The organism is Bacillus cereus group sp. MYBK14-1, from assembly GCF_051916885.1.
In the GTDB taxonomy this organism is placed as follows: Bacteria; Bacillota; Bacilli; order Bacillales; family Bacillaceae_G; genus Bacillus_A; species Bacillus_A cereus.
The window spans coordinates 103460-129733 of the sequence record NZ_JBQAHM010000006.1; the positions used below are offsets into that span (position 1 = coordinate 103460).

The following is a 26274-nucleotide window of genomic DNA, read 5'->3' on the forward strand; positions in this document are numbered from 1 at the left end:
TTCAATTTTTTACATTTATTAATTCTAATACTAAGATTTCACAAAGGAGGCTTTTAATTATATGAATTTTGTAAGTATCAGAAAAAAACTTATGTTCATGATGGGAACGATTTGCGCTTTATTTGGTGTCGCCTTAGCATTTATTTTATTTTTTGCTATCGACCAATCTCGTAAAGCTGAAACATTACAAAAAGAAATTTCTCCACTGGCAACAGAATTGAAAGAGCGTGGAGACGCTTATCAAGTACAGCTCTCTGCTTTAAGAGGTTATTTACTACAACATGATCAAGTCGAATTAGACAAGTTTAATGAGATGAGTAAACGTCTTGAGGATTCAAAAGATAAACTTCTTTCTAATCCAAATCTTTCTTCGTCCGTAAAAAGCACAATGGAATTAGGGTCTACTTGGAGAAAGTTCATTGAAGAAAAAGTATTCACTCTTGCAAAAGAACAAAAATGGGAAGAAGCTTTACAAGTAGCTTCTTCAGAAAACGGAACGGTCTATAAAGTAATTGGTGACTTCACAAATTACAGTAATGAACAAGCTAAATTACGTGAACAATCTATTGAAAAAATTGATCAATCTGCACTCTTAATCGAATATGTTATTTTCTTATCACTTGTTGTATGTATTATCGTTGCAATTATTCTTGCATGGTGGTTCTCTGGTAAACTGGTGAAACCAATTCAACAAATTGACACGAAACTAAAAGAATTGGCCTCTCAAGAAGGTGACTTAACGGCACGTCTACAAGTAAATAGCAACGATGAAATAGGTGCTATCGCAACATCATTTAATAAAATGTTAGAAAACCTACAACATATTATTAATCGTGTTCAAAAAACATCAGTGGAAGTACAAACCGCTTCTGAAAATATGCTAGAAAAAACGAATACATCACGTGAGGCGACATTAAGAGTCCAAAGCTCGATGTCCAACTTAAATGCAAGTATTCAATCACAAACTTCTAGTATGGAAGAAAGTTCAACTGCAATGGATGATATGGCAGTAAGTGTTCAGCGCATTGCTGAATCTGCTTCATCTGTAGCGGAACTTGCTGTTGCCACATCTGAACATGCTAGCGATGGAAGTACCGTTATCCAAAAATCTGTTTCACAAATGACAACAATACACGAAGCTGTAAATGCTACGTCAGAAGTGGTTGAACGTCTAATCACTCATACGAAATATATTGATACTGCTGTACAATCTATTTCTAATATTGCTGAGCAAACAAACTTACTTGCTTTAAATGCTTCTATTGAGGCAGCTCGTGCTGGTGAGCAAGGAAAAGGATTTGCTGTCGTAGCTGACGAAGTTCGAAAGCTTGCTGAACAATCTAAAACAGCTGCAACAGACATTAATCAATTACTACATCAAATTCAAAATGATACAGAAACTGCTAGCTCTATGATGTCTCAAGGCCGTTCTGAAGCATTTGAAGGTATCAATGTTATTCGTGAAGCTGGTACTTCTTTCACAACAATTGTAGAACAAGTAAATAAAGTATCTACTCAAATGCAAGATATATCAGCAACTGCTGAAGAAATGGCTGCAAGTGCTGAAGAAATGAACGCTTCACTTAATAACATCGCTTCTATCTCTACTGAAGTATCGAGCGAAACTGCCGCAACGGCACAATCTGCTGAAAAAAAAGTTATCGTTATGAATGAAATGGCAGTAACTGCTGGAAAAATGAAACAAACAGTTGAAGAGTTAGATCAACTCGTATCTCATTTTAAAACAGAATAGATGTTCAAAAAATATCCCTTCTTTGAAAGAGGGATATTTTTTTGAGCTCATTTCCTGCACATTATGCTCATTTCCGTTATAATGAGAATCGATATCATTAAAGTGTAGGAGGGGCTGCTTATGTCACAAGAAGCATTTGAAAATAAATTACTTGCCAATTTAGAGGCTGTTATTGACCCTGAACTAGGTGTTGATATCGTTAATCTTGGATTAGTTTATGATGTTACAGCAGATGAAAATAATAATGCTGTCATTACGATGACTATGACTTCTATCGGTTGTCCAATGGCTGGGCAAATCGTATCAGACGTTAAAAAAGTATTATCAACAAACGTACCTGAAGTTAATGAAATAGAAGTAAATGTCGTTTGGAATCCACCGTGGTCGAAAGAACGTATGTCACGTATAGCGAAAATCGCATTAGGTATTCGCGACTAAATAAAGTGGAAATTTCATCATTTGCGGATAGCGGGATAAAGAAAAGACCTGACTAGGATGTCAGGTCTTTTCTCTTATTATTTTACACCTACTGCATCATAAGCTTTCGTTACAGCTTGTACAGCTTTAGAGTTTTTACCATATAAATCTTCAGCTGACTGAAGAGCAGCTTGACGCATCATTTTGAAGTCAGAGTTTGCAGTTAAATATTTCGTAAGAGCACGGTAGTAAATTTTTTCTGTCGCTTCACGGCCCACACCAGTTACTTTCACGCCGTAATGATCTCCGCCTTCAGATACTAAATATGCAGCTTTATTGTTAATACTGCTGTTAATATGAACACCGCCATTATCAGCTGTTCCAGTATAACGTTTACTATAGTGATCTGGGTAACCCTCACTTGGTTTTAATGGATTTGGAATAGACGCTGGGTCTTTAAGAGAGCGAAGTGCATCACCAGGTTTATCAGGTGTATAAATATCAGCACCTAAATCCCAGCTCTTCTTCTCAACCATAACACCCATAATATCAGATAACGATTCATTTAACGCCCCTGACTCATTTTTGTAAACAAGGTTTGCTGTATGTTCAGTTACAGCATGCGTTAATTCGTGACCGATAACATCAAGTCCAGCAGATAATGGAATGAACGTTTTTCCATCGCCATCACCGTACATCATTTGCACACCATTCCAAGCTGCGTTATTCCAGCTCTCCCCTACGTGAACAGTTGAAATAAGCTTCGCACCTTTATCATCGAAAGAGTTACGATTAAATGTCTTTTTGTAGTAATCATATACTTTTCCTGCATTTACATGCGCATCAACTGCAGCTTTATCTTCGAAGAACTTAGATTTACTTTCAACTTCTTCTCCTGTATATCCAAGCCATTGTGAGAATAAATTAAACCAGTTCTCGTCCATATTTTCTGCATCAAATGTATGAACACCTTGTCCTCGTTTACCATCAAACAAGTTGAATTGTCCTGTTTTCGTATCTTGAGCAATTTCAAATGATTGTCTAGCACCTAATACTCCGTAACCAAATCCAGTAATGTTATCTACAGCGTTATATTTCTCAATAACATTTCCATTCGTTGCATCAACAAAATAATGCCAATACCCTGGAGCTGGTTTTGAAATCGATGCCTTAACTAAGTATGCAAGATAGTAATTACCGTCTTTTTCATATACAAATAAATCTTTTTTCACACCATCATAACTCTTTACTTTACCAATTTCTTTCTCAATATCTGCCTTTGCAATTGTTTCTGCTTGTTCCGCAGTAATGCTTGCAGCTGCAGGAATATTTTTATCATCTAAATTCGGAATAACTTGTCCGAAGAATGCTTTTACATTATTCTCTTTATCAAGTGTAACAGTTTGATCAGAACCGTATACAGGAATGTTATTATGTTTCTCAACTAGCTTCACATGTGTCGTATCAGATTCAGCGTCTTTTTCTTCCCCAACGATATTAAAATGCTTTTCAATATTTCCTGCTAATTTAAACATATCTTTCTTACTCTCTAAGTATTGAAAGACTGTCTCTTTTTTATCTAGTCCTTCCGGTGCTTTCCATTCTTCACCTATGTATGCAGGTGTTTTAAATTCTTGATGATATTGAATTTTTTGTTCTTCCGCTTTCGTTGTCGTTGCCCCAAACGCTCCAAATCCCCCGGCGATAACAGTTAACGCTAATGCTGATGAAATGACTTGCTTTTTCACTATAACATTCCCCATTCCCATAAAGATTTTTGACACTTTTATACAATTCTTATTTTCCCAGCTGATACCTCTACCTAAAATTTGAGAAACATTTTTCAGACAATTCCAATCAAAAAAAGAGGACATCTATCGGATGTCCTCTTTTCTATAAACCTTTTATTGTTTTTTCAATTCAATTGCTAAATAGTGTGATTGCTCTTTCGCTTGAATGTGAATATCTTCTTCTACAGATTCTGCTGCATCCCGCATAACAAACGTTTCACCATTTATTACACTGCTTCCTTCAATTTGTACAAGGTATAATTGACGGCCTTCTTTCACTGGAAAATGAATTTCTTTTCCAGCCTCTAATGATAAAGAATATAAATTCGCATCTTGGTGAATTTGAATTGGTGCATTTCCTTCTACTGAAGATACCATATGGAACCATTCATTTTCACGCTTGCTCCAATCAAATTTAAACTCACCATAGTTTGGTTTATGATCTGCGCGGTCTGGTAAAATCCAAATTTGTAATAAACGCAGCGTTTCATCGCCTAAATTATGCTCGCTATGAAATACACCCGTGCCAGCACTCATATATTGAACATGTCCACGCTCAATTGTTCCGCGATTTCCCATGCTGTCTTCATGTGTTAAAGCACCATCTACAACGTAAGAAATAATCTCCATATCACGGTGCGGATGCATATCAAAACCAGTTTGCGCCGCTACTAGATCATCATTAATAACACGTAACGCTCCGAAGTTCATGTTATTTGGATTATAGTAATTGGCAAAAGAAAAATGAAAATGTGTATTTAACCAACCATGATTTGCTCTGCCCATATTTTTATGATCAACTTTTCTAAACATATCCTTCACCTCATACTATCTCGAATTCGAGATTTATTTTTAAATTTTTTCTTACTGTAACTTTTTTAATAGTGTTAATAACTGCTTTTGTTCCTCTATATTTAAATTATGAAACTTCTCTGCTTGGAACGTTTCTTGAGGTGGGACGATTTCCTCATATAAAGCTCTTCCCTTTTCTGTTAAAGAAATATATTTCGTAGTACCCTCTTGTTCACGCAAAATCCACTCAAGCTGCTCCATTTTATTTAAAAGCTGCGTTACATTTCCTTTCGTAACAAATAGCTTATTTCCAAGTTCTTGCTGCGTTAAACGATTATGTCCTCCAACTTGAGCTAACACATCAAACTGGGCGGCAGATATATTCCATTTTTTCAAATGCTGATTCGTCTCACGAATACTCTTATTATAAAAGCGTGACAAACGAAACCATAATAGTAGCCCTAGTCTATCTTCTGTTTTCATTTCATCACCTCGCTTGTTTCATATCATTAGTTTAGAACTAAACTTAATAAAAGTCAAATACTTATTTTTAATAAGTAAAAAAAGCACAGCGCTATTTCTCCACTATGCTTTACATTAACTTTCTACTCTTATATTCATCTAATTTCCTCTCCGCGAACTTCCTCGCATCTTTTTCAATCCACCGCTCTTCGTACCGTTCACTTCCCACATACAATATATCTCTCTTATGCTGCATCGCATGGCGGAATTCATGCAGTAGCGTTTTGAGAACTTGATCATACTCTTCCCACATACAAACGAAAATTAACTGCTTTTCTTTATGATAAAAACCACCTACTGGGAATAGGAACTCTTCTTCCTCTTCCCCTAATGATAGAAGCACATCATTTGCATCACACGTATCACAAAAAATAACGGGCGTTTTACATACTCCAATAAGAGAAAACAAATCCTCTCTCAACTTTTTGACATCCCAAGGAAGCTCCGAATCCAACACATACCAATTCTCTACCTGTTGATATACATTTTGAAACTGGAGTTCCATTTCTCTTTATTCCCCTTTCCAAGCACCCTTTTTCTATATGTATGCCACAATATGGTAAATATTAAACGTATTCTTTCATCCTTGAAAAAATGCCAATAAAAAAGGAATCTACGTCGACATAGATTCCTTTTCTGTAATCACTTTTTTTTCATCATTTTTTTTAATACAAAATAACCAATTGCACAAACAATAGCAGCAAGTGCAAAGTATTTCACATATGGCCCCGCAACTTTATTAATACTTTCCCACTCTGTTCCTAATTTAAAACCTAAATATACAAACACAATTGACCACGGAATAACAGCTAATGTAGTTAGCGTAATAAACTTAGCATGTGACATTTTCGCAATACCCGCTGGTATCGAAATAGCATGACGCACAACCGGAATAAAACGTGCGGTAAAGATAACGCCAGTTCCATAACGATTAAACCAATCTTCAGCATAATCAATATGTTTCTTCTGAATTAAAATATATTTTCCATATCGCTCAAGAACAGGTCTTCCTCCATATCGACCAATCCAATAAATGAATAGTTGTGCAATTACACCACCAATTGTACCGAACGCGACAGCGCCCCAAAATGTAATGCTTCCTGTTGATACTAAATAACCTGCATAAGACAATACGATTTCACTTGGAATAACCTCTAGCATTAATCCAAGCATAATTCCCCAATAACCAAGTCCTTCTAAAAAAACTAAAACCGAATGGATCAACTCTCCTAACATCATGTACCTCTCTTTACTGTTTTCATTACAAAAATGAAAGTACAAGCAGGAAATATCTTGTACTTTTATTTTTTAAAATTTAGTTTAGTTAGTCTTCGTATCCCACTTAAAGATTTTATTTAAGAATTTATATACATTCTTCGACTCTTTTGTCAAAAGTGGGCCTAAAATGGATAGTATAAGCACGTATAGTGCTGAGAATGGTTTCAGTACTGACATTAAACCACCGGCGATACCGATATTAGCCATAATGATGGAGAACTCTCCTCTTGAAACGATTGTTAATCCGATATTTGTTGATGCTTTATGAGATAATCCAGCTTGTCTTCCTGCAATCATTCCTGCTACAAAGTTACCGATTATCGTAAGAAGGACAGCACCTAACGTTAACCATATCGCTCCGCCTAATGAGAACGGATCAATACTTAACCCGAAGCTGAAGAAGAAAATAGCTCCGAAAAAGTCTCTAAATGGAACAACAAGATGTTCAATTCGGTCACTATGCTCTGTCTCAGAGAAAACTAATCCTAGAAGAAGTGCTCCAATTGCTTCTGCAACGTGAATTGTTTCTGAAAAACCAGCAATGAAGAATAATGAAGCAAATACTACAATAATAAAGATTTCATCTGAGCTAATATTGAGCAATTTATTTAATAACGGCGTAGCCTTTCTAGCTACTATAAAGAATAGAAGCATATATCCTAAAGCAATTCCAATTGAAGTAAGGGCACCTAAGAAGGAAGCGTGATCTCCAAGTACTAAACCAGAAACAACTGATAAATATACAGCAAGGAATATATCTTCAAACATAATAATTCCTAAAATTAATTCGGTTTCATTATTACCAGTTCTTCTTAAGTCCACTAACACTTTAGCAACGATAGCGCTAGAAGAAATCGTAATAATACCCGCAATAATTAAGATTTCTAGTAATGGGAATCCCATTATAAATCCGTATAACAAACCAAGTGAAAAGTTAATTAAAATATAAATCGTTCCGCCAATCGCAATAGAGCGTCCAGATTTAATTAGTTTTTTCATTGAAAATTCTAATCCTAGATAGAATAGAAGGAATAGAACCCCAATCCGTCCAAGGAAGGAAATTACACTTGCACTTTCAATAAATTTGAGATCGATAACACCTATTGTCGGTGCATGCGGTCCTACTAACATTCCAAGAACGATTAGAAAAGGAATTACTGAGAATTTAAATTTTCCAGCAATTACTGCTGCAATTGCCACTAAAACTAAAGCTGTACCAACTTCAAAAATTAACGTATCCATCTAATCAGTCCCCCCTATTTGAAAGTAATTCATTAATGATTTTTTTAATTTCTTCTCTCTCACCTGAAACTACAAGCATATCTCCTTCTTCAATTACTGTTTCTGGTCCTGGATTAAATAACTTCTTCATGTTCTTCTTCATAACCGCGATTATTGTTACGCTATATGTTTTTCTTATTTCAAGATCGCCAATTGTTTTTCCGATTGCTGGAGCTGTATTCTCCACTTTGAACCACTCAATCGCTAAACCTTCAAAAACCATCTCAACATTTTCTAACGCCCTAGGCTTATATACCATTCCACCTAATATTGCAGCGATTTGTCTCGCCTCTGAGTCACGTAGCGAAATACTTGAGATGCTTTCTTCATGATCTGAATCAAAATGATACATTTCTCTACGACCATCATCATGAATGACAATTACCATCTTTTCGTTACCTTTCGTAACGATTTGAAACTTATAACCAATACCTGGAAGTTCACTTTCTCTAATATTCATTTTTAGCTCCTCCATAACTTATTTATTTTAATTTTCTGTTTTTCTGTCTTTTATTCATCCAATCAACTTTAGAAATTCTAACCACTCAGGATATTTGTGATTTGGAAATCTTTTATTGTAATAATAAGTGGACCCTAAAAAGATACTTAAAGATGTAATGATAAAAAATATATTACTTCTCATTTTCAAACTCTCAAGGCTTACTTTCCATAAAGAATTTTCTTTCAAATTATCCCCACCTTCTCGCTTTAAATTTAGTTTTTTAAAATGTAAATAATTCTAAAAATATTACGATGTAACATAATCATAACACAAAAATGATTTAAGTAACATAATTTTTTAGAAAAATTGATTCTCGTATATTTTTTGCATATAATTTTCTTATTACGAAAAAAAGGAAGTGTATTATATGGTTGATATCTTTAGCAGATTCCTTGAGGTAACGAATAATATTTTATGGTCATATATTCTTATTGCAATGCTAATCGGCTTCGGTCTTTACTTCTCTTTTAAATTAAAATTTGTCCAAATTACTCATTTCAGTGAGATGGTCAGCTTAATTAGTAAAGGGTTTAATCGAAAAGAAAAAAAGAAAGATAGCATCTCACCATTCCAAGCATTTTGCTTAAGTGCAGCAGCACGTATCGGTATCGGAAACTTAGCTGGTGTAGCATTAGCAATTTCAATGGGTGGACCTGGCGCAATATTTTGGATGTGGTTTATCGCAATTATCGGAGCAGCTACTAGTTTTGTAGAATGTACACTTGCGCAAATTTATAAAGTAAAAGATGGAAGTAGGTTCCGTGGTGGACCAGCATATTACATGGAAAAAGGGTTAAACAAACGCTGGATGGGCGTCTGGTTTTCACTTCTTATTACAGTTGCGTACGGATTAATTTTCAATTCAGTGCAAGCAAATACAGTAACAATAGCGTTTGAAAATGCTTTTGGACTAGAGCGAACAATCGTAGGAGCTCTATTAGCCTTATTAGTTGCAGTTATTATTTTTGGTGGCATTAAGAGCATTTCACGTATTACAGAAATGATTGTTCCGCCAATGGCAATCGTTTATATCGGCGTGGCTATTTTTGTCGTTATTAACAACTTCAGTATGTTACCAAGCATTTTCATGGAAATCTTTAACGGTGCATTCGGTTTAGACCAAGCCATCGCTGGTGGTATTGGAGCAGCAATCAAGTTCGGAATTCAGCGCGGTTTATTCGCTACGGAAGCAGGAATGGGTAGCTCTCCTAATGCAGCCGCAACATCTGATGTATCTCACCCTGTAAAACAAGGGCTTGTTCAAGCATTAGGCGTTTTCGTAGATACATTCTTAGTATGTACATCAACAGCATTTATCGTATTATGTTCTGGACTTTACAAAGGATCAAATTTAGAAGGTATCGAATTAACACAAAACGCATTAAGTTCACAAATTGGACCGTGGGCAAGCACTTTCTTAGCGATTATTATTTTCCTATTCGCTTTCAGTTCACTTCTAGGAAACTACTATTATGGTGAAACAAATATCGCATTCATTAAAGAAAGTAAAACATGGTTAATGATTTATCGTGTTGCAGTTGTCGGAATGGTATTCTTCGGATCAATCGCTGCTCTTAAAACAGTTTGGAGTTTAGCTGATTTATTCATGGGACTAATGGTATTCACAAACTTAATTGCCATCTCATTCCTTAGCAAATTTGCTTACGCTGCATTAGTAGACTATTTGAAGCAAAAGAAACAAGGAAAAGATCCTGTCTTCGTTGCAAACTCTATCCCTGGCTTAAAAAATACAGAGTGCTGGGATGGGCAGGATGTAGAAGAAAAACAAAAGGCCGTTTAACAAATAAAAGCGGAAGTGGCTCGTTCAGAACAGGAGGGTGTTGGAACTCCTGATTACGAGGCGCTTTTTGCCTCGAATGAAGGATTGAAACAACCGACTGTTCTAGCCGCTGGAGCTGGATATCATTTAAAGCGGAAGCGGCTCGTTCAGAATCGCAGGACACTTCAAGCTCTCGACCTTGAAGCGCTTTTTGCTTCGAGCGAGAGAGCGAAATGACCGACTGGTCTAGTCACCGGAGCTGGATATCACTAAAAGCACAAGCGGCTCGTTTAGAACAAGAGCCATATCTCAAACAAAGGCCCTATTACTTCACCGTAATAGGGCCTTTTATTTACAACAGTTCATAATTTGTTCAAATTAATTCCAGCAAAAGGGTTGATTTATAGAGATTACTAGATTATAATGATTATAAATTAGTAATTGATATCACATAACAACTCAAAAGGAGATTGATCATAATGAACAAACAAGTAATCGAAGTATTAAACAAACAAGTAGCAGACTGGAGCGTTTTATTCACAAAACTTCACAACTTCCATTGGTACGTAAAAGGACCTCAATTCTTCACATTACACGAGAAATTCGAAGAACTTTACACAGAATCAGCTACTCACATCGATGAAATTGCAGAACGTATTTTAGCAATTGGCGGCAAACCAGTAGCAACAATGAAAGAATACTTAGAACTATCTTCTATTCAAGAAGCAGCATACGGAGAAACTGCAGAAGGGATGGTCGAAGCAATCATGAAAGACTACGAAATGATGCTAGTCGAACTGAAAAAAGGCATGGAAATCGCTCAAGACTCTGACGATGAAATGACATCTGACCTACTACTAGGCATCTACACAGAACTAGAAAAACACGCTTGGATGCTACGTGCGTTCTTGAATCAATAATAGACTTTAAAGCGGAAGCGGCTCGTTCAGAACAGGAGGGTGTTGGAACTCCTGATTACGAGGCGCTTTTTGCCTCGAATGAAGGAGTGAAACAACCGACTGTTCTAGCCGCTGGAGCTGGATATCATTTAAAAGCGGAAGCGGCTCGTTTAGAGTCGCTTTTTTATGTAATGGTCGCACTTAACGGTACACGAAATTATATCAACGATTTTTCAAATATATCGATCATAACTCGCAATATATCAACGATTTTTTCATTATATCGATCATTACCCGCAATATATCAACGATTTGACAAAGTATATCAATTTGCCGACAAATCACGACAATATCAGCGCCCCTCTCCCCTACTTTTATCAATATATTACAATCTCATCTATGTTAAAATATAGGAAACACCCTTTAGCTTTTCCAAATTCATCATTTACTACTTAAATGACGGGAGTGGTTCAGTTGAAAGACTACTTAATTAGAGCATTTTTTGCGTTAATAACAGTTGGGATTCTCTTACTTATAGCTAATATTTTCAATATACGTATCGAGGTTAAGGACTATGCTTTCCTCGTTGTCGTAGCAATTGGTGGCGGCTGGGGTGGCTGGTACCTGTATAAAAAACAAAGCAATCAAAATGATAAAGGCATTCCAAAGTAATATGGAATGCCTCTTTTATTGCCTTCTGTAATAAATAATGAAATTCAGACCACTAATACAACCAATCGCAATAAACATACAAAACGATTGTGGATCTCCACCTAGATTATACTCATCAACGATAAATCCGGACATAAACAACGTTATCGCTGAAACACCGATACACAATACCGAGATAAACCAAAGCGAAAATTCATTAATCAACTCTTTCTTCTGTCTCAAAACAATTAGCATAACAAGAATAGACGCTGCTAAAATACTTTTAAAAACCGGACGTAAATATACGAACTCCTCCATCTATCTCTCCTTTCCCCAAAACATTACATCTAAACATTAACATATTTAACCAAATTAAAAACACATGCCATCTTAAATTAAAACGACATGTGTTTCCGTATTTGCTATGATAGTTGCTTCCACTTCGTTCCCAAAACAGGACGCTCATAATTTTGGATTGCATGAATTAGTTTATCTGCTGTCTCAGCTGAAACGATCAATTCTTTATTTGATGGATTCATAAATCCTTCTTCTGCTGCACGTTCAACCATTTGCAAAATTGGTCCGTAAAAATCTTTTATGTTTAATAAACCAACTGGCTTATTATGTATACCAATTTGCGACCAACATACAACTTCAAATAGTTCTTCAAACGTTCCGTATCCGCCTGGAAGCGCAATAAAAGCATCTGCAAGCTCTGCCATTTTCGCTTTACGTTCATGCATCGTCTCTACTTCAATTAATTCTGTTAATCCTGTATGCACAATTTCTCCTCGGAATAGACCGCGCGGCATAACACCTGTTACACGTCCACCTAAACGAAGAACTTCGTTTGCTACTTCTCCCATTAATCCAACGCATGAACCACCGTATACAAGCTCATACTCGTTCTCAACAAACATTTTACCTAACTGAATTGCCTGCTCTTTGAATTCTGGTCTCTCCCCTAAATTAGAACCTGCAAACACACAAATCTTTCTCATTCCTACACCCCGAAACTATATATTGTTATGATACAATTGACATTGTACAACATATTGAGGAGATGAGGAAGAAATGGATATCGTTGCATTTCAAAGATGGGTTGAGGAATTTTACGAAAAACGAAGCTGGTCACAGTATAATGCCTTTATTCGCTTAAATTTCTTAACCGAGGAAGTTGGGGAAGTTTCACGAGTCGTTCGTGCTATTGAAATTGGCCGCGATCGCCCTGATGAAGATGCGAAAACAGAAGAAGAGCTAAAACAAGAACTAAAAGAAGAACTTGGCGATGTACTATCTAACCTTATTATTCTTTCGCAAAAATATGATTTAGACTTACAAGACATTATGGACGCACACGTCGCAAAGCTTTCAAAAAGGTTCGAAGTATCTAAATGAGAATATTATCAATTATGGTATAATATTCTTGTCACAATACTAAGGGGGATTTTATGTTATCAAAAAAATTGCACGACGCATTAAATGAACAAATGAACTTTGAATTTTACTCTGCCCATGCTTATATGGCAATGGCTGCTTACTGTACAGCTGAGAGCTATGATGGATTTGCTAACTTTTTCCTTGTACAAGCTGAAGAAGAACGTTTCCACGCAATGAAGCTTTACAACTATATTAATGACCGCGGAGAGCGCGCTATTATTACTGGATTTGATAATCCGAATAACGAATACGAATCTGTATTAAACGCTTTTGAAGTCGCACTTGAGCACGAGCGTGAAGTAACGAAACGTATTTACAACTTATCTGATATCGCTTGGGACGAGCGTGAACATGCAACAATTACATTCTTAAAATGGTTCGTTGACGAACAAGTTGAAGAAGAAGCTTCATTCGATAGCATCATTCAAAAATTAAAACGTATTACAAGCGATTCAAACGCACTGTTTATGCTAGATGCTGAATTAGAGAAACGTACATTTACGCCTCCAGCTGAGTAATATTTCAATCACCTTAATACATGTATTAAGGTGATTTTTTTGTTTGCTCTCTATCTTAAAATCACCTTAAATTTCCTCATATTTGACATAGTGCCAGATATAAAATGGTATTATTTTCAATATAAAAACGAATATACGAGGAGAGGAAAAATGAATCAACGTGTAGAAGCTGTTGATGCAATTCGTGGTTTTGCTTTGTTTGGCATTTTACTAGTCAATATGACATTAATTCAATTTGGGTTCTTCACCAGTGAAAAACCAACTTATCTATTTGGCGATCTTGATAAAGGTGCTAATTGGTTTATTCAATTTTTCGGCACACATAACTTTATATCCCTATTTTCTTTTCTATTTGGGCTTAGCATTATTTTGTTACAAAAAAGTATTATCACAAAAGGAAAAAAATTCTTCCCCACATACATAAGACGTATTATCATTCTTTTACTACTCGGCTACATTCACGGCACTTTTGTTTGGGAGGGAGATATTTTATTTGCATACGGAATAATAGGGATTTTTTTAATGATATTCATCAATCGAAAACCGAAAACTTTGCTTATTTGGGCGATTATTCTACTCGCACTTATTACACTTATGTCTTATCAAACTGATCCATCTACAAATATAAATGATTTCGCACCTTATACTGAAAAAGAACATAAAGTCCATCAAACTGGAAGCTATATGGATCACGTCAACTTTAGATTGACTGAAAATCCTTTTGATTACATGGGAATTGACGGTGCATTCGGATTATTTTTCATATCAGTTTTCGCAATAATTTTTATGTCTCCACTGTTCCTACTCGGAATGTATGTAGGGAAAAAAGGCTGGCTATTTGAGGTCAGTAAACATATACCTGCTGTCAAAAAAATATGGTTTGCCACCGGTCTCTTCTCTTTTACAATTAAAATCTTAGCTATGTTCATAAAACACCCGGTTTTAATTATGTTACAAGATGGCCTTACACCAGTAACTATGACCTTCTTTTACGGAAGCACAATCATTTTATTATTCCATTACAAAAAAGCAACCCGTCTACTAACATACATGGCGAACATGGGGAAAATGTCCGTTAGTAATTACTTAGCGCAATCTATTATCGCAACAACCATTTTTTACGCATATGGATTTGGCTTATACGGGAAAATCGGCTATTTCTTCGGTATTCTTTTAACCATCGGAATTTATACGATTCAATTATTCGTTAGCACCTATTGGCTCCAGAAATACCGAATGGGGCCAGTGGAATTTGTGTGGAGACTGGGAACTTATTTAGAGAAACCACGTTTTAAAAGAGACTTGGATAAAGCAAGTTAAACAAAAAAAGCAATGAGCCTACGCTCATTGCTTTTCTTAATTTATTAAAGCATAACCCCAACGATAATCGCTGATAATATACTTACTAACGTTGCACCGTATACAAGTTTTAAACCGAATGATGATACAACGTTTGCTTGTTTGCCATCGATACTCTTCGTTGCACCTGCGATAATTCCGATAGATGAGAAGTTCGCAAATGATACAAGGAAGATAGATAAAATACCTACTGTACGAGCTGATAAATCACCAGCTACTTTACCAAGATCAAGCATTGCAACGAATTCGTTCGTTACTAATTTTGTTGCCATAATTTGTCCTGCTTGTAACATCTCTGATGTTGGAATACCCATTACGAATGCTAATGGTGAGAAGATATATCCTAAAATGCTTTGGAATGTGATTCCGAAAATTGAATCGAATACACCATTAATTGCTGTAATTAATGCCACGAAACCGATTAACATCGCCGCTACTGTTACAGCGATTGAGAAACCAAGCATAATATATTCGCCTAACATTTCAAAGAATGTTTGTTTCTTGTCTTCTTGTAATTCTAAAATATCGTCTTCTTCTTTTACTTCATATGGATTAATGATATGAACGATAATGAATCCACTGAATAAGTTTAATACAAGTGCTGTTACTACATATTTTGGATCAATCATTTTCATATAAGAACCGACGATTGACATCGATACTGTAGACATTGAAGATGCACAAAGTGTGTATAAGCGATTTTTCGGTAATTTGCTTAGTTGATCTTTTACTGTAATGAATACTTCCCCTTGACCAACGATTGCAGCTGCTACCGCATTATATGATTCTAGTTTTCCTAAACCGTTAACTTTACTTAATAGGAAACCGACTGCACGAATGATAATCGGTAAAACTTTAATATGTTGCAGGATCCCGATTAATACTGCTAAGAAAATAATCGGTAATAATACTGTTAAGAAGAATGGTGCTTGTCCATCGTTTGCTAGACCACCAAATACGAAATTAACCCCAGCTTCCGCAAATTTTAAAATAGCGCCAAATCCATCTGCGATCCCTTTTACTAATACAAATCCGACCTTTGTATTTAGTAAGAAATACGCAAGTACCAATTGAATGACAAGCATAAGTGCAATTGGTTTATATTTAATTTTCTTACGATCTGAACTAATAAGGAAACCTAGTACAAACACTACAAGTAAACCGACTAGAAACATTACGAACTTCATATGTGAATCCTCCACTTCTCCCACAAGTTATTGGTCGTATAACGTATAACGAATGACGTCTGACCATTGTTGTTAAAAAAATTTAAAACCCCTAAAACTATTCAACTGTCATCTAAAATCAGTAAGCGTTTACATAAATTGCAATTTATAAAAGGTAGCTTCTTCTCTCCTACCATACTTGAAAGTCTGAAATTGATACCACCTACAAATCAAATTGTAAGCGTTATCTAGACGAAATGCAATATAAATTTTAAAAGATTTTTATATGTTAATATATTCCTAATTAATTGGTTTTTTCATGTAAATTTACCATAAAAAAATAGCCCTAGCTATGAGCTAGAGCCATCCTTTTTTTATAACATAACACCAACGATAATCGCTGATAGAATACTTACTAATGTCGCACCGTACACAAGGCGTAGACCGAATGATGATACAACATTTGATTGATTTTCATCGATACCTTTTGTTGCACCTGCAATAATTCCGATAGATGAGAAGTTCGCAAATGATACAAGGAATACAGAAAGAATACCAACTGTACGAGCCGATAAATCACCAGCTACTTTTCCAAGATCAAGCATCGCAACAAACTCGTTTGATACTAATTTTGTTGCCATAATCTGTCCCGCTGTTACCATTTCTGCTTGCGGGATGCCCATTACGAATGCTAATGGTGAGAAAATATATCCTAAAATAGCTTGGAATGTAATACCGAACATTGTATCAAACAAGCTATTGATTGCTGTAATTAATGCTACGAAACCGAGTAACATAGCTGCTACTGTAATCGCAATCGTGAAACCAAGCATAATGTACTCGCTCAGCATTTCAAAGAATGATTGTTTTTTCTTATTTTCTAATTTCAGTGTATCTTCTTCTTCTGTAATATCGTACGGGTTAATAATATGAATGATAATGAAACCACTAAATAAATTTAATACAAGTGCTGTTACTACATATTTCGGTTCGATCATTTTCATATAAGAACCAACGATTGACATCGACACTGTCGACATAGAAGATGCACATAATGTATATAAACGATGTTTTGGGATTTTACTTAATTGATCTTTTACTGTAATAAATACTTCTGCTTGTCCAACAATGGCAGCTGCTACTGCGTTATATGATTCTAGTTTTCCTAGACCATTTACTTTACTTAACAACGTACCAATAGCACGAATAAATATCGGTAAAATTTTAAAGTGTTGCAGAATTCCGATTAAAACCGCAAAGAATACGATTGGTAATAACGCTGTTAAGAAGAATGAAACCTCTCCTTTATTAACAAGACCACCAAATACGAAAACGATTCCAGCTTCCGCATATCCAAGAAGTGCGCCAAATCCATCTGAAATTCCTTTTACTAAAATATAACCAACTTGCGTATTTAATAAGAAATAAGATAATGCTAGCTGAATAATAAGCATAATTGCGATTGGTTTATACTTAATCTTCTTTCGATCGGCACTTATAAGAAAACCGAGTACAAATACAACGAGTAATCCTACAAGGAACATAACAAACTTCATTAATAAAATCCTCCATTTAACTCTTCATTAACGTTGAACGTCTGACCATTCAAAACAAGAAATAATCCGAACTTTCCATTTTTCCTCCAAAATCTTCAATCGGATAGGAAAGATCATAAAACCTCTTATTTCAAAGGCATTTTCCATTCTAACACAAATCACAAATCATATCCGCACTTTTCTTTAAAAAATTACATTTTATTATAAAACGTCTATGAATGTTCGTCTTTTACTATCTGCAAATAGTTGAATAAAACAAAAAAAGAGCATCAAATTTCACTTGATGCCCTTTTCATTATACCGCTTTTTCTTTATCAGCTACCGCTGACTCATCCCAACACTCTGTATTGTTCAAACCTGGAATAGACTCCGCATAAAAGACTGGATCTTTCCCTTGTTTCTTTTGCTTAATATAATCTGATAACGCTGCGAAAGCGTACTTTGAAAGGAATACAATTGCTACTAAGTTAATAACAGCCATAATACCCATGAATAAATCTGCTAAATCCCAAACGATTTGAATTGTCGCTACAGATCCTAGCATAACCATACCAAGTACAGCAATACGGTATGCATTTAATAGCACTTTACTTCCATTTAAGAATTCAATATTTGTTTCACCATAGTAGTAGTTACCTACTAATGAACTGAATGCAAACAAGAAGATTGCAACTGCTACAAATATAGAAGCCCATGGACCGATATGTTGACTTAACGCCTGCTGCGTTAATTGAATTCCGTTTAAATCAGCTGCATTATGCACATCTGATAAAAGAATAATAAATGCTGTACAACTACAAATTAATAATGTATCAGTAAATACCCCTAAAGTTTGAATGAAACCTTGTTTAACTGGGTGCGTTACGTTTGCAGTCGCTGCTGCGTTCGGCGCACTACCCATACCTGCTTCATTTGAGAATAACCCACGTTTTACCCCTAATAAAATCGCAGCTCCTAATCCTCCGCCTACTACTTCTTTAATTCCGAAAGCATGTAAGAAAATTTCTTTAAATACATATGGAATTGCCGTAATGTTTGTTACAACAACGAATAATGCCACTGCTACATAAATAATTGCCATTACTGGAACAATCATTTCAACCGCGCGAGCAATTCGTTTTACTCCACCGAAAATAATAACTGCAAGTAAACCAGCCATAACAAGACCTACTAATCTACTATCTGTTTTGAACGCCCCATCAAAGGCAGCCGCTACAGTATTAGACTGTACAGCGTTAAAAATCAATCCGAAACTTACTGTTATTAGAACAGAGAACACAACACCTAACCAGCGTTTCTTTAAACCCTTTTCCATATAATACGCTGGGCCCCCACGGAATGCATTCCCATCTTTTACTTTATAAATTTGCGCTAATGTGCTCTCTACAAATGCAGAAGCACCCCCAATTACCGCGATTAACCACATCCAAAATACTGCTCCTGGACCACCTGCTGAGATCGCAATAGCTACACCAGCTAAGTTACCAGTACCTACACGAGAAGCTGTACTCATACAAAACGCTTGAAATGATGATACGCCGCTCTTCTCTTTTTGCGCTTTCCTCGTTTTCGAGCTTGCCCCATCCCCAAGCAAACGAATCATTTCACCGAAGTAACGAACTTGGACAAATTTCACACGAAATGAAAAATAGAGCCCTAACCCAATTAACATCGCAATAATGATATATGACCAAAGGATATTATTTATATCCCCAATTACCTTAGCTAAAAAATCCATAATTGCATTGCCCCCCTCTTCCTAACAATAAGAAAATTATATTCTAAAAACTTTTAGTAATCAAGAACTTTATGTTAGGTTTTATAACATGAGTGCGTTAACTCTTTTAACATATGAGTTTTTTTACATGAAAATATAGCCATTACATGCATTTATCCAATACTTAATAACTTATCCTATTCGACCAGCCATACTTTTAAAACAGTACGTTCCCCACAAATAACGAGAGAAACAAACAAAAAAGTTATATTAATAATTACCCCTCACCCTTTTCATCATTTACTACAACAAAAAAGGCGAGCATCGAATTTACCTCGATGCTCGCCTTTTCAATTACACTGCTTTTTCTTTATCTGTTACCACTGGCTTATCCCAGCACTCTGTATTCGTTAAACCAGGAATAGAATCTGCACTGAAGACTGGATCTTTCCCTTGTTTCTTTTGTCTTACATAGTCTGTTAATGCCGCGTACGCAAATCGGCCAAGAAGTGTAATCGCAATTAAGTTCGTGATTACCATTAGACCCATAAATAAGTCTGCCATATTCCATACAACTTGAAGCGTCGCAACAGAACCGAATAATACCATTCCAACTACCGCAATACGGTAAATTGTTAACCACGTTTTGCTTTGCTTAATAAATTCAATATTTGTTTCACCATAATAGTAGTTTCCTAAAAGAGAACTAAATGCAAATAAGAAAATAATAATCGCTAAGAAGCTACTTGCCCATGGGCCGATTTGTGAGCTTAATGCATTTTGCGTTAATTCAATACCTTCTAAATTTGTTACTTTATATGCACCAGAACATAGTACGATAAATGCTGTTGATGTACATACTAAGAATGTATCTACTAAAACGCCGATCGTTTGAATAAAACCTTGTTTTGCTGGATGCGTTACATCAGCTGTTGCTGCCGCGTTCGGCGCACTACCCATACCTGCTTCGTTCGCAAATAATCCGCGCTGAATACCATATTTCATCGCAGCACCGATACCGCCACCTACAGCTGAATCTAAACCGAATGCACCTTTAAAGATTTCCGTAAACACATCTGGTATTAAATAGAAGTTTTTAATGACAACAAAAATAGCTACCGCAATATAAACAAGCGCCATTGGCGGAACAATCATTTCCGACATACGTGCAATACTTTTTACACCACCAAAAATAATAACCGCAACTAATGCAGCTAATACAATACCAACAATATAACGTTCTAAACCAAATGCATTTTCAAACGCTAATGTTACTGTATTCGCTTGTACTGAGTTAAAAATTAAACCGTAACTAACTGTAATAAGGATAGAAAACCAAATTCCCATCCAACGTTTATTTAAACCTTTTTCCATATAATAAGCAGGACCACCACGGAAGCCACTGCCATCTTTTACTTTATAAATTTGGGCAAGCGTACTTTCTACGAAACTTGAAGAAGCCCCGATAATCGCAATAACCCACATCCAAAATACAGCTCCAGGTCCTCCCATAGATATAGCTAATGCTACACCAGCTAAGTTACCGATACCAATACGAGCTGCTGAACTCATACAAAACGCTTGGAAAGAAGATACACTACCTTTTTTACGCGTCTTTCCAGTTAATCCATCACTCATTAGTCGAACCATTTCCCCTAAATGAGTAATTTGTACGAATTTCAATTTAATAGAAAAATAAAGACCTAAACCAATTAACATTGCAATAAGAATATATGACCAAAGAATTGTATTTGTTGATGAAATAAATTGCTCTAAAATATTCATACAATTAACCCCTCCTTTTCTCCATAAAACGAATTATATTTAAAAAACATTCAAAAATCAACATTTTTCGACAATTTGCAATTTCCAAATATTAGCCAGGTTCACAGTAACAATGTCCTTATGACTGACTACCCTCCCTCTAACTGTGCATACTAAAACAAAAAATAAATTCACAAACAACCCTATTGACAAAAATACCAACCTGTAACTATAATGATTACAACAGGTTGTAACAAACCTGATTACAACAAATTCATTTACTTTCAGATATACACTTTAACAAAACACTTTGGAGGGATTTATTATGAAAATCGGAATTATCGGAGCAACTGGTAAAGCAGGAAGTCGTATTTTAAAAGAAGCATTGGATCGCGGACATGAAGTAACTGCAATCGTAAGAAACGCTGCAAAAATTACAGAAGAAAACGTAAAAGTTTTAGAAAAAGACGTATTTTCTCTTACATCTAACGACTTGCAAGCATTCGATGTAGTTGTAAATGCATTCGGTGCTCCAGCAGGACAAGAACACCTTCACGTAGATGCAGGAAACGTACTAATTGAAGCGATGAAAGGTGCACCTAACACAAAATTACTTGTAGTTGGTGGCGCTGGAAGCTTATTTGTAGACGAAGAGAAAACAACACGTGTATTTGAGACACCAGGTTTCCCGGAAGAATACCTTGCAACAGCTCAAAACCAAGGTAAAAACTTAGAAATCTTACAACAAACAAATGATATCACTTGGACATTCATCAGCCCTTCTGCACTATTCGCATTAGGAAAACGTACTGGTTCTTATAAATCTGGTAAAGACAACCTTCTTGTGAACGCAAAAGGTGATAGCTACGTAAGTTACGAAGACTTCGCAGTTGCAGCACTTGATGAAATCGAAAATCCAAAACATGTAAACGAACGCTTCACAGTAGTTTCTGAAGCTGAATAATAAAAAAATCTCGTAAAACATTATGTTTTACGAGATTTTTCTTATTATTGCACTTGCTCTAATCCATTTTGAGTAATCTTAAAGGATATTTCTTGCCCCTTCATCGCATCCTCTTTTTTAACTAACTCATTCTTTTTGTACCAATTCAAACGACTCGGTTCCGCATGGTATACTTTCAGCACATCTCCATACTCAAATGCCGTTCCATTTACTTGCCCAGCAAAATTCTTTGAAGTCTCTTGTCCTTCTGCCGTTACATGCTTTTTCTTATTTCCATTTTGATCATAAATCGTAAGGCCTATATACTGCTCATTTACAAAGCGATAATGAATCTCCTCATTTGTAAATGTTGCATGTAATTTCTTTTCAGCGTGGTTTAACGTAACAATTGAACGTGTAACATCGGACACACCTTGATAGACTAGACTATCCCCATATGTCACTTCTACAGGAACTTCCGTCACCTTCTTATTTCCAAATCGATCTTTCGTTTCTACTTTCACTTTTTGCTGACCAATTTTTGTCGTATCTATTTCCCCTACAAACCCTACTACTTCTCCACCCTGTACTTCAACAAAGTTCTTCGCGTCTAGCGTTTCGCTATTTGTTCCGATTACTACTTGCTGCGGATTTGCTTTTACTGTTTGCTCACCGTCTAATCTTTCAAATCCATTTTCAGTTATTTTGAAGACTAATTCCTTTATCTCTTTACTTTTTCCTTCGCCCACATATACATCTTTTTGATACCAATGTAAACGAGAAGATTCCGCATGATATACTTTCACTACATCTCCATACTCAAATGCAATTCCATTTACTTCCTTAGCAAATTCTTGCGTATTCTCTAAACCTTTTACTGCTATATTTTTCTTCACTCTTCCTTCTTTATCGTACAATGTGAATTCAAAATACTTTTCATCTTTAAAGTAATCATGAATTAGGTTCTTTGTATCTGTCGCACTCAGTTTTTTCGTATCATGATGCAAAGTTACAATTGATTTCAAGTCACCATCTCTATAGCTCAGCCCATATACAAGTAGGCTATCTCCATATGTTACTGTTAGAGGAACTTCTGTCACTTTCTTATTTCCAAATCGATCTTTCGTTTCTACTTTTACTTTTTGTTCACCGATTTTTGTTGTATTTGGTTTTTCTACAAATCCAACTACTTCTCCATCTTTTACTTCAACAAAGTTTTTTGCATTTATTTTCTCTACATCTGTTCCGATTACTACCTTCTGTGGTACTGCCTTTACCTCTTGTAAAGTTTCCATTCTTTCAAAGCCTTTTTCAGTTACCTTGAAGAATAATTCTTTTTCTACTTTCGCCTTACCTTGGCCAGCAAGGCTATTATTTTGATACCATTTCAAGCGGTCCGGTTCTGCATGGAATACTTTTACTACATCACCATATTCAAACTGCATTCCACTCACTTGCTCCGCAAATTTCTTTGAAGTTTCTTGTCCTTCCGCTGTTACACGCTTTTTTGTGTTCCCATTTTGATCATATAGCGTAATCCCCATATACTCTTCATTTACATAACGATAATGAACAGGATTACCTGTAAACGTTGCGTGCAGTTCCTTTTTATCATGTTGCAATGTTACAACCGAACGTATTGCATTATCATTAGCATGAAATACTAAACTATCTCCATAAATTACTTCAAGCGGCACTTCTGTTATCTTCTTATTTCCAAAAGCATCCTTCGTCTCTATTTTTACTTTTTGTTCTCCAATTTTTGATGTATTTGGTTTTTCTACAAAACCAACCACTTCTCCATCTTTTACTTGTACGAATTCTTTCGGATCTAGTTTGTCTACATCCATTCCGACTACTACTTTTTGCAGTTTCGCCGTCACTTCTTGTAAACTATCTTTTAATTCGAACCCTTGCTCAGTTATTTGGAATAATTTCTCTTTTTTATTTTTAACTTTTCCTTGATCTACAAGTTCGTTATTTTTAAACCACTTCAAACGGCTTGGTTCTGCGTGGAATACTTTTATTACATCACCATATTCAAAATCCAATTCATTTAGTTCCATCGCAAATCTTTTTCCCGTTTCTTGTCCTTCTGCTGATACACGTTTCTTTTCAATCCCATTTCGATCATATAGCGTTAAGCCCATATATTCTTCTTTTTCAAAACGGTAATGTATTTCATTATTAGTAAAGTTTACATTTAATTTCTTCTTATTGTGGTGAAGTGTCACTGTCGACATTACATCATCTGAAAGTCCTTGAAAAACTATACTGTCATCATAAAATCCGTTAACTTGGACAGGAATTGAATTTTTATTTCCTTTCTCATCCCCAATTTCTACTAACACTTCCTGTTTCCCATTCTCTAATTTAGGCCATACAATCTTTCCTGTTACTTTTACATTCTCACCTAAATTTCGAACAAGCTTACTTGCTTCATTCTCGTCAGAATCTGTACCAACTAAAAGATTTTGTACTTCATTAGCAGGTTCACCATACGGAACCTTATACAGTTCAACTTGCTTCTCACGAATATCATTACTATCTGTAGCTTTCCAGATTTCCTTTTCTAATTTAGGTAACTTTGATTTTTCTATTTTCTCTCTAATATCATCATTTGGTGTTAATCCCCACTCCTCAAAGAAAGGAATTAAATTTTGCCCTGCCACTTTTGATGTCATATAAATAAATAGCTGCTTTTTCTCTTCATCAGAATGAGGCATTTCACTCTGAGGTAACAAACGATAAGCTTGATGTAACCAAGGATAAAAATGTTCTCCATACACTACATTTAATTGCCAAAACATTGTAAGAGGATTAATGTCATCAATGAATCTTTCTGCTTTAGGCTTCTCTAAATACTCAAATGAGTTTTTATAGTGCTCATCCATTTCTAATTGATTCCCTAACGCCTTTTGAACAGCTAATGAGTAAATATTTACTGTTACTTCCCTTACTTTAGACCACTTCCACGGTTCTTGCTGATGTAAATGACCAACTTCATGCCACGGTCCCCATCCATCCTTCTCAAGTACCTCTATATCTAAAACTCTATTCATTGCAGTTGGAATATATCCTGTATGATAATGTTTCGCAAACATAAAGTCCCCTTTAGCAGGCTTCCGTTTTTCAACAAACTGAACATAATGAGTTGGAGATTTTGCAACCCCAACACTGTCCTCAGATAATCCTGCCACTGCGTTTTCTAAACGGATAATCTTATCATGCAATTTCATTAAATCTGTTGGATCCGTATTCTTCATATATTTCTGCACAGAATCGTAAGTAGTAGTAATTAAGCTTCTCTCACCTTTTAATTCAACTGCATAAGGATCCTTATATTTTTTTAACATTTCATCCCAATCTTTTTTCGTATGCTTACCTAAAATAAATAAAGGAAAGTGACTACCACCATTTGTAACGGAAGCTGTTACTTCTCCTTCGTTATTCATATTATAAAAATATAAAATACCGCCTCTTGAAGATGAAATAACATTTTTTCCTGGTTTTAAATCAAACTCCTCTGGGTCCTTTTCATCATAAGATCTCGTTCCAATAAAAGCTTGGATAGACTGCGTTCCTTTTATGTCAATTGTAATCTCTTCATTTGGCTCTGCATAAATTCCAGTCGGTTCATTAGCGGAAAGTTTCCAAGTAACTCTTAAACGATTATTTTCTTCTTCTACGCTACCTTTCCCCTGCAACTGAAATACTCTCTGCTCAAATTTATTCTCTTCTAATTTCCCACCTTTATTCTCTTCCAAAGGCGCCGCATATCCTTTTGATGCTTCGAAAGCTACTGGTGATAATAATGTAGATATACATATACCTGCTACTAATACCCTACTCTTTTTCTTCTTTGACATAATCTGTGTCCCCTGTCCTTTTTTTAGACAAACCATCCTATATATTCGTTTAATGAAAAATCCTATTATCTTTATAAAAACATTTAACGAATAGACTAACACCTCGCGCACCTGTATCTATTACTACCGCATTTCCCTCCATGTATTCGCTTTCTTACATTGTAAAATTTTTATGTAATATGCCCTCCTCACTTCTCTCTATTTGTGATGAGTTCTCTTGCTACATAAAAAAGAGAATAGTAAAAGATATTTTTCAGTATTGTCATCTATACATCTA

At 35.6% G+C, this 26274-nt stretch carries 23 protein-coding genes; 9 read left to right on the forward strand and 14 right to left on the reverse strand.

Annotated elements, in window-relative coordinates; genetic code table 11:
• The first annotated feature begins 61 nt into the window (after positions 1-61).
• A complete protein-coding gene (locus ACTFR3_RS17305; RefSeq protein WP_001012210.1) occupies positions 62-1753 on the forward strand; it encodes a methyl-accepting chemotaxis protein in 1692 nt (563 codons plus the stop codon).
• Positions 1754-1873: 120 nt separating this feature from the next.
• Positions 1874-2191, forward strand: a complete 318-nt coding sequence (locus ACTFR3_RS17310; RefSeq protein ID WP_000076421.1) for a metal-sulfur cluster assembly factor — start codon at positions 1874-1876, stop codon at positions 2189-2191.
• A gap of 77 nt (positions 2192-2268) precedes the next feature.
• On the opposite strand, the gene nprB is transcribed toward ACTFR3_RS17310, so the two are convergent.
• The 7 genes from nprB to ACTFR3_RS17345 all read right to left on the reverse strand — a co-directional run bounded on the left by nprB (position 2269) and on the right by ACTFR3_RS17345 (position 8293).
• Positions 2269-3918, reverse strand: a complete 1650-nt coding sequence (gene nprB, locus ACTFR3_RS17315) for a neutral protease NprB (RefSeq protein WP_000745123.1) — start codon at positions 3916-3918, stop codon at positions 2269-2271.
• A 156-nt stretch (positions 3919-4074) separates the two neighbouring features.
• Entirely contained in the window at positions 4075-4773 is a 699-nt protein-coding gene (locus ACTFR3_RS17320; RefSeq protein WP_000488929.1) for a pirin family protein, read from the reverse strand.
• Between the two features lie 51 nt (positions 4774-4824).
• Positions 4825-5235, reverse strand: coding sequence for a MarR family winged helix-turn-helix transcriptional regulator (locus tag ACTFR3_RS17325; protein WP_000845467.1), 411 nt, complete (start codon positions 5233-5235; stop codon positions 4825-4827).
• A gap of 109 nt (positions 5236-5344) precedes the next feature.
• On the reverse strand, positions 5345-5779 hold the full coding sequence (locus tag ACTFR3_RS17330) for a DUF3920 family protein (RefSeq protein ID WP_000422806.1): 435 nt from the start codon (positions 5777-5779) through the stop codon (positions 5345-5347).
• Between the two features lie 137 nt (positions 5780-5916).
• The gene (locus ACTFR3_RS17335) at positions 5917-6510 is read right to left on the reverse strand and encodes a DedA family protein (protein WP_000900214.1); all 594 of its coding nucleotides are present in this window, start codon (positions 6508-6510) and stop codon (positions 5917-5919) included.
• 84 nt (positions 6511-6594) lie between these two features.
• Positions 6595-7794, reverse strand: a complete 1200-nt coding sequence (locus ACTFR3_RS17340; RefSeq protein ID WP_000380223.1) for a cation:proton antiporter — start codon at positions 7792-7794, stop codon at positions 6595-6597.
• A gap of 4 nt (positions 7795-7798) precedes the next feature.
• Complete coding sequence (locus ACTFR3_RS17345) at positions 7799-8293, reverse strand: cation:proton antiporter regulatory subunit (protein ID WP_001026075.1); 495 nt, start codon at positions 8291-8293, stop codon at positions 7799-7801.
• Between the two features lie 409 nt (positions 8294-8702).
• Between ACTFR3_RS17345 and ACTFR3_RS17350 the strand changes: the two genes are divergently transcribed.
• The 3 genes from ACTFR3_RS17350 (at position 8703) to ACTFR3_RS17360 (ending at position 11686) form a co-directional block, all read left to right on the forward strand.
• Positions 8703-10136, forward strand: coding sequence for an alanine/glycine:cation symporter family protein (locus ACTFR3_RS17350; protein WP_000227591.1), 1434 nt, complete (start codon positions 8703-8705; stop codon positions 10134-10136).
• 458 nt (positions 10137-10594) lie between these two features.
• The gene (locus ACTFR3_RS17355; protein ID WP_001041895.1) at positions 10595-11035 is read left to right on the forward strand and encodes a Dps family protein; all 441 of its coding nucleotides are present in this window, start codon (positions 10595-10597) and stop codon (positions 11033-11035) included.
• A gap of 453 nt (positions 11036-11488) precedes the next feature.
• The gene (locus ACTFR3_RS17360) at positions 11489-11686 is read left to right on the forward strand and encodes a hypothetical protein (RefSeq protein WP_063225591.1); all 198 of its coding nucleotides are present in this window, start codon (positions 11489-11491) and stop codon (positions 11684-11686) included.
• A 15-nt stretch (positions 11687-11701) separates the two neighbouring features.
• Here ACTFR3_RS17360 and ACTFR3_RS17365 read toward each other — a convergent pair whose 3' ends face one another.
• The gene (locus ACTFR3_RS17365) at positions 11702-11983 is read right to left on the reverse strand and encodes a hypothetical protein (RefSeq protein ID WP_000390910.1); all 282 of its coding nucleotides are present in this window, start codon (positions 11981-11983) and stop codon (positions 11702-11704) included.
• 104 nt (positions 11984-12087) lie between these two features.
• Entirely contained in the window at positions 12088-12651 is a 564-nt protein-coding gene (locus ACTFR3_RS17370) for a TIGR00730 family Rossman fold protein (protein ID WP_002180113.1), read from the reverse strand.
• Positions 12652-12739: 88 nt separating this feature from the next.
• On the opposite strand from ACTFR3_RS17370, the gene ACTFR3_RS17375 reads away from it, so the two are divergent.
• The 3 genes from ACTFR3_RS17375 to ACTFR3_RS17385 all read left to right on the forward strand — a co-directional run bounded on the left by ACTFR3_RS17375 (position 12740) and on the right by ACTFR3_RS17385 (position 14943).
• Positions 12740-13063: a MazG nucleotide pyrophosphohydrolase domain-containing protein gene (locus ACTFR3_RS17375; protein WP_000355744.1), complete on the forward strand. Its 324-nt coding sequence runs from the start codon at positions 12740-12742 to the stop codon at positions 13061-13063.
• A 53-nt stretch (positions 13064-13116) separates the two neighbouring features.
• Positions 13117-13623: a ferritin gene (locus tag ACTFR3_RS17380; protein ID WP_000949403.1), complete on the forward strand. Its 507-nt coding sequence runs from the start codon at positions 13117-13119 to the stop codon at positions 13621-13623.
• A 150-nt stretch (positions 13624-13773) separates the two neighbouring features.
• Positions 13774-14943, forward strand: coding sequence for a DUF418 domain-containing protein (locus ACTFR3_RS17385; protein WP_440044622.1), 1170 nt, complete (start codon positions 13774-13776; stop codon positions 14941-14943).
• A gap of 44 nt (positions 14944-14987) precedes the next feature.
• Here ACTFR3_RS17385 and ACTFR3_RS17390 read toward each other — a convergent pair whose 3' ends face one another.
• From ACTFR3_RS17390 to ACTFR3_RS17405, 4 genes are all read right to left on the reverse strand, one after another.
• Complete coding sequence (locus ACTFR3_RS17390) at positions 14988-16169, reverse strand: NupC/NupG family nucleoside CNT transporter (RefSeq protein ID WP_000673874.1); 1182 nt, start codon at positions 16167-16169, stop codon at positions 14988-14990.
• 353 nt (positions 16170-16522) lie between these two features.
• Positions 16523-17704, reverse strand: coding sequence for a NupC/NupG family nucleoside CNT transporter (locus tag ACTFR3_RS17395; protein WP_000673841.1), 1182 nt, complete (start codon positions 17702-17704; stop codon positions 16523-16525).
• A gap of 295 nt (positions 17705-17999) precedes the next feature.
• Positions 18000-19442: an alanine/glycine:cation symporter family protein gene (locus ACTFR3_RS17400; protein WP_000346371.1), complete on the reverse strand. Its 1443-nt coding sequence runs from the start codon at positions 19440-19442 to the stop codon at positions 18000-18002.
• Between the two features lie 333 nt (positions 19443-19775).
• Complete coding sequence (locus tag ACTFR3_RS17405; protein ID WP_440044623.1) at positions 19776-21206, reverse strand: alanine/glycine:cation symporter family protein; 1431 nt, start codon at positions 21204-21206, stop codon at positions 19776-19778.
• A 304-nt stretch (positions 21207-21510) separates the two neighbouring features.
• On the opposite strand from ACTFR3_RS17405, the gene ACTFR3_RS17410 reads away from it, so the two are divergent.
• Entirely contained in the window at positions 21511-22149 is a 639-nt protein-coding gene (locus ACTFR3_RS17410; protein WP_146718503.1) for an NAD(P)-dependent oxidoreductase, read from the forward strand.
• A gap of 44 nt (positions 22150-22193) precedes the next feature.
• Here the strand turns inward: ACTFR3_RS17410 and ACTFR3_RS17415 are convergent, their stop codons facing one another.
• Entirely contained in the window at positions 22194-25997 is a 3804-nt protein-coding gene (locus ACTFR3_RS17415) for a putative mucin/carbohydrate-binding domain-containing protein (protein ID WP_440044624.1), read from the reverse strand.
• Between the last annotated feature and the right edge of the window lie 277 nt (positions 25998-26274).

Excerpts from the sequence above, each read along its gene's own strand:
- ACTFR3_RS17375 (WP_000355744.1), top strand. The coding sequence starts at position 12,740 with ATGGATATCGTTGCATTTCAAAGATGGGTTGAGGAATTTTACGAAAAA.
- ACTFR3_RS17400 (WP_000346371.1), bottom strand. The coding sequence starts at position 19,442 with ATGGATTTTTTAGCTAAGGTAATTGGGGATATAAATAATATCCTTTGG.
- ACTFR3_RS17345 (WP_001026075.1), bottom strand. The coding sequence starts at position 8,293 with ATGAATATTAGAGAAAGTGAACTTCCAGGTATTGGTTATAAGTTTCAA.
- ACTFR3_RS17390 (WP_000673874.1), bottom strand. The coding sequence starts at position 16,169 with ATGAAGTTCGTAATGTTTCTAGTCGGTTTACTTGTAGTGTTTGTACTA.
- ACTFR3_RS17355 (WP_001041895.1), top strand. The coding sequence starts at position 10,595 with ATGAACAAACAAGTAATCGAAGTATTAAACAAACAAGTAGCAGACTGG.
- ACTFR3_RS17340 (WP_000380223.1), bottom strand. The coding sequence starts at position 7,794 with ATGGATACGTTAATTTTTGAAGTTGGTACAGCTTTAGTTTTAGTGGCA.
- ACTFR3_RS17410 (WP_146718503.1), top strand. The coding sequence starts at position 21,511 with ATGAAAATCGGAATTATCGGAGCAACTGGTAAAGCAGGAAGTCGTATT.
- ACTFR3_RS17325 (WP_000845467.1), bottom strand. The coding sequence starts at position 5,235 with ATGAAAACAGAAGATAGACTAGGGCTACTATTATGGTTTCGTTTGTCA.
- ACTFR3_RS17335 (WP_000900214.1), bottom strand. The coding sequence starts at position 6,510 with ATGTTAGGAGAGTTGATCCATTCGGTTTTAGTTTTTTTAGAAGGACTT.
- ACTFR3_RS17330 (WP_000422806.1), bottom strand. The coding sequence starts at position 5,779 with ATGGAACTCCAGTTTCAAAATGTATATCAACAGGTAGAGAATTGGTAT.
- ACTFR3_RS17320 (WP_000488929.1), bottom strand. The coding sequence starts at position 4,773 with ATGTTTAGAAAAGTTGATCATAAAAATATGGGCAGAGCAAATCATGGT.
- ACTFR3_RS17415 (WP_440044624.1), bottom strand. The coding sequence starts at position 25,997 with ATGTCAAAGAAGAAAAAGAGTAGGGTATTAGTAGCAGGTATATGTATA.
- ACTFR3_RS17385 (WP_440044622.1), top strand. The coding sequence starts at position 13,774 with ATGAATCAACGTGTAGAAGCTGTTGATGCAATTCGTGGTTTTGCTTTG.
- ACTFR3_RS17350 (WP_000227591.1), top strand. The coding sequence starts at position 8,703 with ATGGTTGATATCTTTAGCAGATTCCTTGAGGTAACGAATAATATTTTA.
- ACTFR3_RS17395 (WP_000673841.1), bottom strand. The coding sequence starts at position 17,704 with ATGAAGTTTGTTATGTTCCTTGTAGGATTACTCGTTGTATTTGTACTC.
- ACTFR3_RS17365 (WP_000390910.1), bottom strand. The coding sequence starts at position 11,983 with ATGGAGGAGTTCGTATATTTACGTCCGGTTTTTAAAAGTATTTTAGCA.
- ACTFR3_RS17380 (WP_000949403.1), top strand. The coding sequence starts at position 13,117 with ATGTTATCAAAAAAATTGCACGACGCATTAAATGAACAAATGAACTTT.
- ACTFR3_RS17305 (WP_001012210.1), top strand. The coding sequence starts at position 62 with ATGAATTTTGTAAGTATCAGAAAAAAACTTATGTTCATGATGGGAACG.
- ACTFR3_RS17405 (WP_440044623.1), bottom strand. The coding sequence starts at position 21,206 with ATGAATATTTTAGAGCAATTTATTTCATCAACAAATACAATTCTTTGG.
- ACTFR3_RS17310 (WP_000076421.1), top strand. The coding sequence starts at position 1,874 with ATGTCACAAGAAGCATTTGAAAATAAATTACTTGCCAATTTAGAGGCT.